Source organism: Leifsonia sp. McL0627 (assembly GCF_058244615.1).
This window is the reverse complement of record NZ_JBZCGM010000006.1, coordinates 293,888-307,687: the sequence shown is the minus strand read 5'-3', so window position 1 is coordinate 307,687 and position 13,800 is coordinate 293,888. Positions and strand designations below refer to the sequence as shown.

Below are 13,800 nucleotides of genomic sequence, written 5' to 3'. Positions count from 1 at the left end.
CCACTGTTGCGGGTGCGCTTTTGACGCTACGCGACCGGCGTGTCCACTGTTCTCGCGGCGAGCTGAGCGACCGTCGCCCCCTTGAAGTCCACGGCGAGCATGAGCGCCTGCCACGGCGTCTCCGACTGCGCCGCGGCGAGCTCGGCGGCGGCGAGCCGCTGGCTCGGGTCGCTGCAGAGCACGAGGACCGACGGCCCGGCACCGGAGACGACAGCAGCGAAGCCGTTCTCGCGCAGCAGCGTGATCAGCCGGTTGGTCTCCGGCATGGCCGAGGCACGATAGCTCTGGTGAAGCTTGTCCTCCGTCGCGGCGTGCAGCAGTTCCGGGCTCTGGATGAGGGCCGCGACCAGCAGGGCCGAGCGGGAGACGTTGAAGACCGCGTCCTCGTGGGGCACGGACTGCGGCTGCAGGCTGCGGGCGAGCGCCGTCGACATGACGTGCTCCGGCACGAGCACGAGCGGCGAGACGCCGCGGTGCACGATCAGCTTCTTGAAGCGGGGACCTCCGGGGTCACCCAGGCGATCGTCAGGCCGCCGAACAGCGCGGGAGCCACATTGTCCGGGTGGCCCTCCATGTCGTTCGCGAGCGCGAGGAGGCCCTGGGAGTCGAACTCGACGATGCCGTCGAGCAGCCCCTTGGCCGCCATGATGCCGGACACGATGGCGGCGCCGGACGAGCCGAGCCCCCTGCCGTGCGGGATGTTGTTGCGCGCGACGAGGCTGAGACCGGGCAGCGGGTGGCCGACCGAGGCGAAAGTGTGCGCGATGGCCCGCACGACAAGGTTCGTCTCGTCCGTCGGCACCTCACCCGCGCCGACGCCGATGACCTCGACCGTCGCGCCCGGCTCGTCGCGGACCGACACCTGCAGTTCGTCGTAGAGAGCGAGGGCGAGACCGAGCGTGTCGAAACCGGGGCCGAGGTTGGCGCTGGTCGCAGGGACCTTGACCGTGACCGCGCGTCCGCGCAGGTCGGCGGCCTGGAAGGTCACGCGTTCGACCCTTCGCTCGCCACCAGACCGAGCACGTCGGCGATGGCGGAGGTGTCGACGGGGACGACCGTGGGCTGCACGTCGGAGCCGTCTGCCGTGCGGAGCGCCCACTGCGGGTCCTTGAGTCCGTGACCGGTGACCGTGAGGACGACCGTTGCGCCGGCCGGGATGACACCGGCCGCCGAGCGCTCGAGGAGTCCGGCGACGCTGATCGCGGACGCGGGCTCGACGAAGATGCCGACCTCGGCCGACAGGATGCGCTGGGCTTCGAGGATGTGCTCGTCGGAGATCGCGCCGAAGTATCCGTCGCTGTCGTCGCGGGCGTTGAGCGCGAGCTCCCACGACGCAGGGTTGCCGATCCGGATGGCGGTGGCGATGGTGTCGGGGTTCTTCACCGGCTGGCCGAGCACGATCGGTGCGCTGCCCGCGGCCTGGAAGCCGAACATCCTGGGCAGCTTGGTGGCCTCTCCGCGCTGCAGCTCCTCGGTGTATCCGCGGTGGTACGCCGTGTAGTTGCCCGCATTGCCGACGGGGACGAAGTGGAAGTCCGGAGCGTCTCCGAGCACCTCGACGACCTCGAAGGCGGCCGTCTTCTGTCCCTCGATGCGGTCGGGGTTGACCGAGTTGACGAGGTGGACCGGGTAGTTGGTGGCGAGTTCGCGCGCGATGTCGAGACAGTCGTCGAAGTTGCCCTGCACCTGCAGCAGCTGCGCGTTGTGCGCAATGGCCTGGCTGAGCTTGCCCATCGCGATCTTGCCCTCCGGCACCAGCACGACGGCCTGGATGCCCGCGTGCGTCGCGTAGGCGGCGGCCGACGCCGAGGTGTTGCCGGTGGAGGCGCAGATGACGGCCTTCGCGCCGTGCTCGACGGCCTTCGAGATCGCCATCGTCATGCCGCGGTCTTTGAAGGAGCCTGTCGGGTTCATGCCCTCGAACTTGACGAAGACGTTCGCACCCGTGCGCGCGGAGAGCGCAGGGGCGGGCAGCAGCGGGGTGCCGCCCTCGCCGAGCGTCACGATCGGAGTGGCATCGCTGATGTTCAGGCGGTCCGCGTATTCACGCAGGACGCCCCGCCACTGACGACTATTCGCTTTCTCGGGCATTACGATCCTTCGACTCGGAGTACGGATGAGATGGCTGTCACGGCGTCGCTCGCCGCGAGAGCCTCCACGGTGGCCGCAAGTGCGGCCTCCTCGGCCTCGTGGGTGCCGATAACCAGGGTAGCGGTGGGCGCGCCCGGACCGTGAACCGGGGCGTTACCCGCGATGACGACACCGGGAAGCGGAACGGGCCCCGTGGTGCTCGGCACAGACTGCTGCACCGTCTCCACACTCACTCCGCCATCGCTCAGGATGCGCGCGACCGCGGCGAGCACGCCGGGCTGGTCCGCCACATCCAGGGTGATCTGGTAGCGGGTGACGACGCGGCCGATGTCGAGCACCGGCAGCGCCGCGTGCGTCGACTCCGCGACGCCTGGGCCGCCGACGACGTGGCGGCGGGCGGCGGAGACCAGGTCTCCGAGAACGGCGGACGCCGTCTCCACTCCCCCGGCACCTGCGCCGTAGAACATGAGGTCACCGGCCGCTGCGGCCTGCACGAACACGGCGTTGTGGGCTCCGTGCACAGCGGCCAGCGGGTGGTCGCGGCTGATCAGCGCCGGGTAGACCCTGGCCGAGACGCCCTCTTCGCCCGTCTCCGGGTCGGTGAGGCGTTCGCAGATCGCGAGCAGCTTGATGACCGAGCCGCCCTCGCGGGCCGCGTCGACCTGCGACTTGGTGACGGCGGTGATGCCCTCGCGGTAGACCGATTCGAGCGGCACGGTGGTGTGGAAGGCGAGGCTCGCGAGGATCGCGGCCTTCTGCGCTGCGTCGTACCCGCCGATGTCCGCCGTCGGGTCTGCCTCGGCGTATCCGCGGTCCGTCGCGGTGGCGAGTGCGTCCTGCAGCGATTCGCCGTGTACATCCATGCGGTCGAGGATGAAGTTGGTGGTGCCGTTGACGATGCCGAGGATGCGGTTGACCCTGTCCCCCGCGAGACTGTCGCGCAGTGGCCGGATGATCGGGATGGCGCCAGCGACGGCCGCCTCGTAGTAGAGCTGCGCGCCCACCTGCTCGGCCGCCTCGAACAGTTCGGGCCCGTGCGTCGCCATCAGCGCCTTGTTCGCCGTGATGACGTCCGCACCGGAGTTGAGCGCCTGCAGCACGTAGCCGCGGGCGGGCTCGATGCCGCCCATCAGCTCGACGACGATGTCGGCGCCGAGGATGAGGGAGACGGCGTCCGTCGTGAACAGCTCGCGCGGAAGGTCGACGTCGCGCGGCGCATCCACGTCGCGCACGGCGATGCCGACCAGTTCGAGCTTCGCGCCGACCCGGGAGGCGAACTCGTCGCCCTGCTCCAGCAGCAGCCGCGCCACCTGCGCTCCGACGGAGCCTGCACCAAGCAGGGCGACCCGGAGGTTGCGGTACTCGATCATGCGTTGGCTCCCTCGTATGCTGCGTCTCTCGACAGCAGGTCGTTCTCGGTCTCACCGCGCACGATCACCCGCGACGCACCGTCGCGCACGGCGATCACCGGCGGCCGGCCGACGAAGTTGTAGTTGCTCGCGAGCGACCAGCAATATGCGCCCGTCGCCGGGACGGCGAGCAGGTCGCCCGGAGTGACGTCGCCGGGAAGGTAGTCGGCGTCGACGACGATGTCGCCGCTCTCGCAGTGCTTGCCGGCGATGCGCACCAGCTCGGCCGGCGCCTCCGACGACCTGCCCGCGATGCGCACGGAGTATTCGGCGCCATAGAGCGCGGTGCGTGCGTTGTCGCTCATGCCGCCGTCGACACTCACGTAGCGGCGGATCGCGGTCTCGCCGTCATCCTGGAACGCGACAGGCACATCCTTGGTGGTGCCCACGGTGTAGAGGGTGAGCCCCGCCGTGCCGATGATGGTGCGGCCCGGCTCGAACGCGACGACAGGGAGCGGGATGCCGAGCTCGGCGCAGCGTGCGGCGACGGTCTGCGCGATGGTGGTCGCGAGCTCCCCGATCGGCGCCGGGTCGTCGGCCGCCGTGTACGCGATGCCGAAGCCGCCGCCAAGGTTCAGCTCGGGCACGGGACCTCCGGCCAGCAGTTCGGTGTGCACGGCCAGCAGCCGGGCGGCGGACTCCGCGAAACCGTCCGACCCGAAGATCTGCGAGCCGATGTGACAGTGCAGCCCCAGGAAGTTCAACGACCCGTGGCTCCGGATGCGCGCGACGGCGTCGGCCGCGGCGGCCAGCCCGATCCCGAACTTCTGATCCTCGTGCGCCGTCGCGAGGAACGCGTGAGTGTGTGCGTGCACGCCGCTGTTGACGCGCAGCCGCACCGACTGGATGCGCCCGTGCCTGTCTGCGGCGTCGGCGACGCGCTCGATCTCCTGCAGGCTGTCGATGACGATCGTCCCGATGCCGAGGGAGACAGCCCTGTCGATCTCGGCGAGCGACTTGTTGTTGCCGTGGAAGCCCATCCGGTCCGGCGAGACACCCGCGGCGAGGGCGACGGCGAGCTCCCCACCGCTGCACACGTCGATGTTGAGGCCGGCGTCCGCCATCCAGCGGGCGACCTCGATGCTGAGGAACGCCTTCCCGGCGTAGTAGACCTTCGCGGAGCCGCCGACCGCCTCGAAGGCACCGACCAGAGCCGAACGGACCTCGGCGGCCCGCTCACGCGCCTCCGCCTCGTCGACGATGTACACAGGCGTGCCGTAGCGGGCGGCCAGCTCGGTGGCCGTCACCCCTCCGACGACGAGCTCGCCGTCTTCTCTGTGGACAGTCCGCGACCACAGGTGCGGAGCGATGTCGTTGGCGTCGCCGGGCACAGCGAGCCAGTCGGGGGCGAGTGGATTGGACGCAGAAGCCATGCGTTCGTTGATAGCCACAGGGAAAACCTCACGGAATGATTCGAGTGGGGGTCTCTCGGAGGCGAGCGGACCCGGATTGGTCCCTGAAGCCGGTGGAGAAGTACCGGAAGTCTATCGGGGGTCCGGTGGTGGATTCATCCGTGTTACGACGGGATGGTCAGCAGCTGCCCTTGCTCTGCAGCGACTTCTCGTTCACCACGAACTGCTCGGCGTTCAGCTTCACTGTCGCGGTGCCCTTCGTGATCGCGATGTCGTTCACCAGGACGCCGTCCGGGAGATACTGGGCGACGCAGACCGGGATGGGGCCCCTGCTGGTCAGCGCCTTGACGAGCGTGGACAGGTCGAGGGCGCCGGTGCCGCCGCCGGTGGTGACCTTCGCATCCACCGGCTGCAGGTTGACGGTCTTGCCCGCCGCTTCGGGGGCGACCGTCACGGTGTAGCCGATCGGCAGGCCGAGAAGGGACGCCGTTCCGTTGTAGCTCAGGGTTCCAGCGCCGAGGGCGAGGTCGCCGTCGACACCGGGGACGGTGACGAGCTTGTTCAGCGACGACTGCGAGATGGTGAGCGAACCGTCGATGCTCTGCACCGGCTTCGAGAAGTCGGAGGGGACGCCGGATGCCGTGATCGTGGCCGCGATCGGCGAGCCGTTGACGCTCAGCGCGGGCGCGTCGAGCACGACCTTCTCGAACCGGCCGCTGAGGTATTGCTGCAGCACGGACACGCCGCCGATGTGGGTGGAGATGTCACCCCTCACCTCGGCGGGCAGGCTCTTCTCCACCTCGGCGGAGATCCGCTGCTCCGCCACAGCGCGCACGATGGCGTCCGCGATGAAGAACACGGCGACGAGCGCGACGATCGGGATGACGATCCAGAGCACCAGGCGCAGCGTCCGCCTGCGCGTCGGCGGCTCGGTCGTCTCTGTGGACTGGACGATCGTCTCGGTGGGCTGCTGGTCAGTCATGCAGCGCTCACATTCGCTCCGGCGCGGAGACGCCGACGAGGCCGAGACCGTTGCGGATCACCTGGCCGGTGGCGTCGTTCAGCCACAGGCGGGTGCGGTGCAGGTCGGTGACGGGCTCGTCGCCGAGCGGGATGACGCGGGTCGCCGCGTACCAGGTGTGGTAGAGCCCGGCCAGCTCCTCGATGTAGCGGGCCACGCGGTGCGGTTCGCGCAGCTCGGCCGCCTGGGCGACGATCCGCGGGAACTCCTGCAGGCCGCCGAGCAGCGCCGACTCGCTCTCGTGGGTGAGCAGCTCTGGCGCGAACGCGCTGCGGTCGACGCCCGCCGCCGCGGCGTTCGTCGCGACGGAGCAGGTGCGCGCGTGGGCGTACTGCACGTAGAAGACGGGGTTCTCGTTGCTGCGCTTGCTGAGCAGGTCGAGGTCGATGTCGAGCTGGGAGTCGCTGGACGAGCGCACCAGGGCGTAGCGCCCTGCGTCGACGCCCACCGCATCCACCAGGTCGTCGAGGGTGACGATGGTGCCCGCCCGCTTCGACATCTTGACCGGCTCGCCGTCGCGCATCAGGTTGACCATCTGGCCGATCAGGATCTGCAGGTTGACGTTGGGGACATCGCCGAACGCTTCCACCATCGCCATCATGCGGCCGACGTAGCCGTGGTGGTCCGCGCCCAGCATGATGAGGTTCTGCTCGAACCCGCGCTCGCGCTTGTCGAGGTAGTAGCCGAGGTCGCCGGAGATGTATGCGGGCTCGCCGTTGGAGCGGATGACGACGCGGTCGCGGTCGTCGCCGAACGTGGTGGTGCGGAGCCAGATGGCGCCGTCCTCCTCGAAGATGTGACCCTGCTCGCGCAGCCGCTCGATGGCGCGCTCGACGGCGCCGGACTCGTGCAGGGAGTCCTCGTGGAAGTAGACGTCGAAGTCGACGCCGAAGCTGTGCAGTTTCGCCTTGATCTCCGCGAACATCAGCTCGGTGCCGATGCGGCGGAACACCTCCTGCTGCTCGTCGCGGGAGAGAGCCGAGATGTCGCCGTCGTACCGCTCGACGACCTGCGCGGCGATGTCGCCGATGTACGCGCCGCCGTAGCCGTCCTCCGGCGTCGGCTCGCCCAGGTGCGCGGCGAGCAGACTGCGAGCGAACCGGTCGATCTGCGAGCCGTGGTCGTTGAAGTAGTACTCGCGGGTGACGTCTGCGCCCTCGGCCTGCAGGATGCGCGCCAGGCTGTCGCCGACGGCCGCCCACCGCACGCCGCCCATGTGGATGGGGCCGGTCGGGTTGGCGGAGACGAATTCCAGGTTGACGGTCAGGCCGTCGTAGAGGTGGCCGTTGCCGTACTGGTCACCCGCTTCGACGATGACCTTGGCCAGCTGGCCGGCCGCAGCCGCATCCAGCCGGAAGTTGATGAACCCGGGCCTTGCGACCTCGGCGGAGGCGACGCCGTCGATCGAGGCGGCCGCCTCGGCGATCTCGGTGGCGAGCTCGCGCGGGTTGGCTCCGAGTTTCTTGGCGAGGCGCATGGCGACGTTCGACGCCCAGTCGCCGTGCTCACGGTTCTTCGGGCGCTCCAGCGGGACATCGTCGATGGTCACGACGACGTCGGTGCCCGCGCCGTCCTGGCGTCGCCGGTCGACAACGGTGGTCACGATGTCGAGCAGGGCGGCGGAGAGGTCAGCAGGAGTCACGAAGAACGATTCTACCGGGCACGGGCTGCATCGATTGCCTAACGAACGGGCGACGACCACGGTGCTCACTACCTCTCTTGATAGGGTCGTCGCGATGTGCGCCGCTGCGCATCCCTCTCGCATCGCATCCCGACCATCCGACGGAGAAACGAACACGCATGGCCAAGTCCCACCGCTCCGCCCTCCGAGCCGCCGCAGCCGTCACGGCGATCCTCGCCTGCACCCTGACCCTGAGCGCGTGCGCAGGGTCGTCGAAGGGGTCCGGTGACGCGACGAAGCCGCCCGTCGCGACGAACGCGGGAGGAACGTCGGCTCCGACGCCGAGCGCAACCCCGACGCCGACAGACCCGCCGACGCCCGTCACCCTCACCTGCGACCAGGTGTTCACGCCCGACCAGGTGTACGCGTTCAACCCCAACTTCGGCGTCTACCCCGGCTACGCACCGAAAGACGGCAGCCTGGAGAAGCAGATCGCCGACTGGAAGGGCGTCACCTGCGCGTGGCTCAACCAGACGAGCGGCGACGTGATCGAGATCGCGGTCGCCCAGCCTCCCGCGAGTGCGCTCGAAGGCCTCAAGAACGCCGCAGTGACCGCGGCGACGCCGGTGCCGACGTACGGCGTCCCTCCGGAGGTCGAGGGATACTTCAAGCAGGCGACCCCCGGTCAGGTGCAGGTCTTCCGCGGCCCGTACTGGATCGTCGCGGAGTCCACCGCGTTCTTCGAGCCGGGCGACGCCGCGCCCCTCATGCAGTCGGTGCTCGGCAACATCCCGAAGTAGCGCATCCTGGGCTGGCCGCACGAGTCGCGCGAGCGTCGTCGGGTGCGCGCGCGGGATGCTAGCCTGGATGAGCACCCTGGCCCCCATAGCTCAGGGGATAGAGCGTCTGCCTCCGGAGCAGAAGGCCGTAGGTTCAAATCCTACTGGGGGCACCCATCCTCCTCGAGGGACAGAAACCCAGAGGAACAGAAACGACGAGAGGCCGTCCCGACAGGGACGGCCTCTCGCACGTTCAGCGTGGTGCGCGGCGGTCAGCCGGCGACCTCCTCGCGGTGCGGGAGCTTCCAGCCCGGACGCACGTAGTGGCAGGTGTAGCCCCACGGGATGCGCTCCAGGTAGTCCTGGTGCTCCGGCTCGGCCTCCCAGAACGGGCCGGCGGGCGCGAGCTCGGTGACGACGGGGCCGGGCCACAGGCCGGACGCGTCGACGTCGGCGATGGTGTCCTCTGCGACACGGCGCTGCTCGTCGTTCTCATAGAAGATCGCCGAGCGGTAGCTGGTGCCGACGTCGTTGCCCTGCCGGTTCTTGGTGGACGGGTCGTGGATCTGGAAGAAGAACTCCAGCAGGTCGCGGTAGCTGATCTTCGACGGGTCGAAGATGATCTCCAGCGCCTCGGCGTGGGTGCCGTGGTTGCGGTATGTGGCGTTCGGCACGTCGCCTCCGGTGTAGCCGACACGGGTGTCGAGCACGCCGGGGCGCTTGCGGATCAGGTCTTCGACGCCCCAGAAACAGCCTCCGGCGAGGACGGCCTTCTCCGTGGCGGGAGTGGCGGGGGTGGTGGGTGTTGCGTCGGTCATCGGGTGACCTCCTCATTCTCGAACAGGTGACGGTAGTCGCCGTAGCCCTCGGTGTCGAGGTCGGCGAGCGGGATGAAACGGAGGGCGGCGGAGTTGATGCAGTAACGCAATCCTCCCGCCTCGGCGGGGCCGTCGTCGAACAGGTGGCCGAGATGGCTGTCTCCGTGAGCGGAACGCACCTCGGTGCGCACCATCCCGAAGGCCCTGTCCCGCTTCTCGACGATGTTGGCCGGGTCGACCGGCACCGTGAAGCTCGGCCAGCCCGAGCGGCTGTCGTACTTGTTCACCGAAGCGAACAGCGGCTCCCCGGAGACGATGTCGACGTACAGACCCGCCTCCTTGTTGTCCCAGAACTCGTTGCGGAAAGCGGGCTCTGTCGCCTCGCGCTGCGTGACGGCGTACTGCTCGGGGGTCAGGCGGGAGACTGCATCCTGGCTTTTGCTGTAATCGTGTGACACGTGATCCTCCTCGACGGGGTTCGGCCACAGCTGGCTGCTGCGCCGTCAGTGGATAGAACACGCGGGACCGGATGGTTGGTCCCGGTGAAACTGTGGGTTCGCTGGCAATGGATGCGTCCCTTCAGATCACCGCCGGGGCACGTCGCCGTCGGCGGCCTCGTCCACGCCCTGCTCGTCCTGGCGGACGATCGGGATGGACTCGGTGAACTGCGCCGCCCTCTGCTCGCCTTCGGGCGTGCCGTGGAACAGACCGGCCTCCTGCTGCTCCCTGGCGCGCGGCGGCGGGGGAAGCTGCTCAGGCGGCTCCACCATCTCGACGCGGGTCCTCGGAAGGGAGGCGGCGCTGTACCGCTGCAGCCAGTCGATCAGGCGCTCGCGGACCAGGCAGCGCAGGTCGAACAGGGTCGGCGCATCCCTGGCTGTCACCAGCACGCGCACCCGCACCCAGCCGGAGACGGCGTCGGTGACCTGCAGCACACCGGTGCGGCCGTCCCAGAGATCGGTCGAGGCGAGCACCCTGTTCAGCTCCGATCTCATGCCTCCCGGCGACACCCGCCAGTCCAGGTCGAACTCGACCGAGCCGAGGAGCTCGCTGTGCTGCCGCGTCCAGTTCTCGAACGGCTTGGTGGTGAAGTAGTTGGACGGCAGCACCAGCCGGCGGTCGTCCCAGATGTGCACGACGACATAGGTGAGGGTGATCTCCTCGATGGTCCCCCACTGCTGCTCCACGACCACGACGTCGTCGATCCTGATGGCGTCGCTGAACGCGAGTTGCAGGCCGGCGAACAGGTTGGCGAGCGTCGACTGCGCCGCCACACCGGCGATGATGCCGATGACTCCCGCCGAGGCCAGGATGCTCGCCCCCGCCGCCTGCAGGGCCGGGAAGGTCAGGAGGATCGCGCCGAGACCGACGACCACAGCCGCCACGATGGTCAGCCTCCGGATGATGAGCACCTGCGTGCGCACCTTCCTCGCGTAGCGGTTGTCCGGCACATCCAGGCGGTAGCGGGCGAGACCGAGGTCTTCGACGAACACCGCCAGCGCCGCCGCGAACCACACGCCCGCCGCGATCGTGAGAATCAGGAACGTGTGCTGGATCGCCGCCCGCCAGCCGGGCGACACCTCCGGTGGCAGAGTGACGGCGACGGCGATCCACAGGACGATCACCGTCAACAGGATGCGGAACGGGATGCGGACCCGCACGATCAGGAGCGCAGCCCAAGCAGCGCGGCGTGCAATGGCGCGGAAGACGACGCCGAGCACGGCGGTGACCACCACCGCCGCGATGATGGCGAGCACGCAGGCGACGGCGAGTCCCGGCCAGGAACGGAGGACGAACACGGGGGCTCCTTCTCGGGGATCGGGTGTGCCCAGGAGTGTACGCGCGGGCTACGCTGAGTGCTCGGGGGAAGTCGACGACGAAGCGAGGAGCACGCATGGCAGCGACACGGTCACTCTTCATCGGCGGCACGGGGGTCATCAGCTCCGCCAGTGTCGTTCGGTCCCTCGAGGAAGGCCACGAGGTCACGGTGATCAACCGCGGCGCATCGAGCCTCAGGCCGCTGCCGGACGGGGTGGAGGTGCTGCACGCCGACATCCGGGACCCGGAAAGCGTGCACGCCGTGCTCGGAGAGCGCAGCTTCGACGTGGTGTCGGAGTTCCTGGCCTTCACGCCGGAGCACATCCAGACCGACTTCCGGCTGTTCGAGGGCCGCGTCGGGCAGTACGTGTTCATCAGTTCGGCCTCGGCGTACCAGACGCCGCCGTCCCGGCTGCCCGTCACGGAGTCGACGCCGCTGCGCAACCCGTTCTGGCAGTACTCCCGAGACAAGATCGCGTGCGAGGACCTGCTGGTCGAGGCGTACCGCGAGCGCAACTTCCCGGTCACGATCGTGCGCCCATCACACACGTACGACCGCACGTCGATCCCGACGAGCGGGCACTGGACCGACCTGGCCAGGATGCGGCGAGGAGCGCCCGTCGTGGTGCACGGCGACGGCACCAGCCTCTGGACCATCACGCACAACACCGACTTCGCCGTCGCGTACGTCGGGCTGCTCGGCCGCCCGGAAGCGGTCGGCGAGGCGTTCCACATCACCTCGGACGAGGCGCCGACCTGGAACGAGATCTACTCGTACCTGGCGGAGGGCCTCGGCGTCGAGGCGGAACTGGTGCACGTGGCGAGCGAGTCGATCGCGGCCGTCGTCCCCGAGCTCGGCCCGGGACTGATCGGAGACAAGGCCAACTCCATGGTGTTCGACAACAGCAAGGTCAAAGCGCTGGTGCCGGAGTTCCGTGCGCGCATCCCGTTCGCGAAGGGCGCGGGCGAGATCGTGGAGTGGTTCCTCGCCGACGCCTCCCGCCAGCGGCTCGACCCCGACCTGGATGCGGCGTTCGACCGGCTCGTGGAGCACGCGCGCGCCCTGGGCTGAGCGCGACAGCGCCGGCTCAGTCCGGTAGCACCGCCACTGCGTCGATCTCGACGAGTGCACCCGGCCGCGCCGGCGTGACAGACAGCACCGTGACGGCCGTCCGGTGCGCACCCCAGACCGCGCCCGTCGCGGCGTACGCCTCCCCCGCGTCGATGCCGACCGCGAGGTAGATCGTGAGCTTCACGACGTAGTCCGGGCCGGTTCCGGCTTCGGCGAGCACCGCCAGGAGGTTGCGGAGCGCCTGTTCCGTCTGCGCCTTCAATCCGTCGAGGAGCGTCCCCTCCGCGTCCGTGCCGTTCTGCCCTCCGACGTAGAGGGTCCGCCCCGCCGGGGCGAGCATCCCCTGCGCGAACGCGGGGCTCGCAAACAGCTGGGGTGGGTCGATGGGCGTCGGTCGTTCGGTCATGATGCTCCTTCTCCGTCGGTCACCGGTTCCACAAAGTATGCCGACCGCGTCCGACATCGAAACATGCTCTTTACTATTAAGAAACTTTACTGATACATTCAACCCGCACGATTGTTCCAACGAAGGGATGTGCGCGAATGGCCACACGACCAGTGCCGGGAACCCCCTCCTGGCTCCGCGAGACCAACGACCGCACCGCCCTGTCCCTGCTGCTCGAGCACGGCGTCCTGACCCGCAACAGGATCGGCGAGCTCTCCGGCCTCTCCAAGCCGACCGCCGCCCAGATGGTGTCCCGGCTGGAGACCGCCGGTCTCATCCATGCGGTCGGCGAGGTGTCAGGTGGACGCGGCCCGAACGCGGCCAGCTACGCCGTGCGCACCGACCGCGTTCTGGGCGTCGCCATCGACATCGACGCGACGACCATCCGGTCGACCGTCGTCGATGCCAGCGGGACCGAGCATCCCATCGCCGCCACCCCGCTGCGGGTGACGGACGCGGACCGCACGCCGGAGTCCGACGTGCGCGGCGCGATCGACGCCGCCTGCGAAGCCGCTGGCGTCGCCGGCGACACCGTCAGCGCCGTCTGCATCGGCGTGCAGGGCGCGGTCGACCCTCGCACCGACGAGCTGACCTTCATCGAGACGCTGCCCGGCTGGCCCAAGCAGGGCATCACCTCGCACCTCGAAGACGCGCTCGGCATCGCCGTGCACATCGACAACGACGTGAACCTCGCCGCCATCGCCGAGCGCACAGACGGCGTCGGCCGCGACACCGGCGGCTTCGCGCTGCTCTGGATGGGAGACGGCCTCGGCCTCTCCGTCGACCAGGGCGGCTCCGTCCACCGCGGAGCCTCCGGAGGCGCCGGTGAGATCGGCTACCTGCCCATCCCCCGTGCCGCCGCCGAACTCGATCACGACGCCCACGACCTGCAGGACCTGATCGGTGGACCCACCGTCGCGCGTCTCGCCGCAGCGCTCGGGATGCCGCAGGCCGAATACACCGCGACCGTCGAGGCCATCCCCACCTCCCCCATCCGGGATGCTCTGCTCGCCGAACTGGCACCGCGCATCGCTGTCGGGGTCGTCCCCGTGCTCGCCCTCCTCGACCCTGAACTGGTCGTGCTCGGCGGCCCGACCGGGCTCGCGGGCGGCGACAAGCTCGCGGAGCTCGTCAGCGCCGAGCTCCGCGCATCCTGGGGGTCGTCGACCGTCGTCGCGACAGGGGTGCCTGCGCATCCCGTGCTCCGCGGCGCGCGGGAACACCTGCTCGCGGAGGTGCGCAACGCGCTCTTCGCCGAAGTGTCGAGGATCTCCGCCTAGCGCGGAGACCTGGCAATGCTCCACCGGAACAACCGAACAGCACCGCCCAACCCGCAATCCAACCCGTCGCACCATCTGTCCAACGAACGCATCA

The 13,800-nt window shown here is 69.2% G+C and carries 12 protein-coding genes, 1 tRNA gene and 1 pseudogene; 4 read left to right on the top strand and 10 right to left on the bottom strand.

The genetic code is table 11. From position 1 onward, the window contains the following. Positions 1–26: 26 nt before the first annotated feature. The 6 genes and pseudogenes from thrB to argS form a co-directional block, all read right to left on the bottom strand. A pseudogene (gene thrB / locus AC37TH_RS17465) lies at positions 27–988 on the bottom strand (homoserine kinase). Beyond that, positions 985–2,091, bottom strand: coding sequence for a threonine synthase (gene thrC, locus AC37TH_RS17460; RefSeq protein ID WP_490765618.1), 1,107 nt, complete (start codon positions 2,089–2,091; stop codon positions 985–987). Before thrC ends, thrB begins: the two are co-directional and overlap by 4 nt. Further along, a complete protein-coding gene (locus AC37TH_RS17455; RefSeq protein WP_490765617.1) occupies positions 2,091–3,461 on the bottom strand; it encodes a homoserine dehydrogenase in 1,371 nt (456 codons plus the stop codon). Before AC37TH_RS17455 ends, thrC begins: the two co-directional genes overlap by 1 nt. Then, on the bottom strand, positions 3,458–4,873 hold the full coding sequence (gene lysA, locus AC37TH_RS17450) for a diaminopimelate decarboxylase (RefSeq protein WP_490765616.1): 1,416 nt from the start codon (positions 4,871–4,873) through the stop codon (positions 3,458–3,460). The genes AC37TH_RS17455 and lysA overlap by 4 nt, the downstream gene beginning before the upstream one ends. A 157-nt stretch (positions 4,874–5,030) precedes the next feature. After that, complete coding sequence (locus tag AC37TH_RS17445) at positions 5,031–5,834, bottom strand: LmeA family phospholipid-binding protein (protein WP_490765615.1); 804 nt, start codon at positions 5,832–5,834, stop codon at positions 5,031–5,033. Positions 5,835–5,841: 7 nt separating this feature from the next. Next, positions 5,842–7,515, bottom strand: coding sequence for an arginine--tRNA ligase (gene argS / locus AC37TH_RS17440; RefSeq protein WP_490765614.1), 1,674 nt, complete (start codon positions 7,513–7,515; stop codon positions 5,842–5,844). Between the two features lie 158 nt (positions 7,516–7,673). Between argS and AC37TH_RS17435 the strand changes: the two genes are divergently transcribed. Then, a complete protein-coding gene (locus tag AC37TH_RS17435) occupies positions 7,674–8,294 on the top strand; it encodes an iron ABC transporter ATP-binding protein (protein WP_490765613.1) in 621 nt (206 codons plus the stop codon). Between the two features lie 79 nt (positions 8,295–8,373). Then, positions 8,374–8,446 (top strand) — tRNA-Arg (locus tag AC37TH_RS17430). Positions 8,447–8,545: 99 nt separating this feature from the next. Here the strand turns inward: AC37TH_RS17430 and msrA are convergent. From msrA to AC37TH_RS17415, 3 genes are all read right to left on the bottom strand, one after another. Further along, positions 8,546–9,091, bottom strand: coding sequence for a peptide-methionine (S)-S-oxide reductase MsrA (msrA, locus tag AC37TH_RS17425; RefSeq protein WP_490765612.1), 546 nt, complete (start codon positions 9,089–9,091; stop codon positions 8,546–8,548). Beyond that, positions 9,088–9,549: a peptide-methionine (R)-S-oxide reductase MsrB gene (gene msrB / locus AC37TH_RS17420; protein ID WP_490765611.1), complete on the bottom strand. Its 462-nt coding sequence runs from the start codon at positions 9,547–9,549 to the stop codon at positions 9,088–9,090. The genes msrA and msrB overlap by 4 nt, the downstream gene beginning before the upstream one ends. Positions 9,550–9,675: 126 nt before the next feature. Continuing rightward, positions 9,676–10,890 carry a mechanosensitive ion channel family protein gene (locus AC37TH_RS17415; protein WP_490765610.1) on the bottom strand — a complete coding sequence of 405 codons (1,215 nt, stop codon included), beginning with the start codon at positions 10,888–10,890 and terminating at the stop codon, positions 9,676–9,678. A gap of 95 nt (positions 10,891–10,985) precedes the next feature. On the opposite strand from AC37TH_RS17415, the gene AC37TH_RS17410 reads away from it, so the two are divergent. After that, on the top strand, positions 10,986–11,981 hold the full coding sequence (locus AC37TH_RS17410) for an SDR family oxidoreductase (protein ID WP_490765609.1): 996 nt from the start codon (positions 10,986–10,988) through the stop codon (positions 11,979–11,981). Between the two features lie 16 nt (positions 11,982–11,997). Here AC37TH_RS17410 and AC37TH_RS17405 read toward each other — a convergent pair whose 3' ends face one another. Then, complete coding sequence (locus AC37TH_RS17405) at positions 11,998–12,387, bottom strand: RidA family protein (RefSeq protein ID WP_490765608.1); 390 nt, start codon at positions 12,385–12,387, stop codon at positions 11,998–12,000. A gap of 137 nt (positions 12,388–12,524) precedes the next feature. Between AC37TH_RS17405 and AC37TH_RS17400 the strand changes: the two genes are divergently transcribed. Then, a complete protein-coding gene (locus AC37TH_RS17400) occupies positions 12,525–13,706 on the top strand; it encodes an ROK family transcriptional regulator (protein ID WP_490765607.1) in 1,182 nt (393 codons plus the stop codon). Positions 13,707–13,800 lie beyond the last annotated feature (94 nt).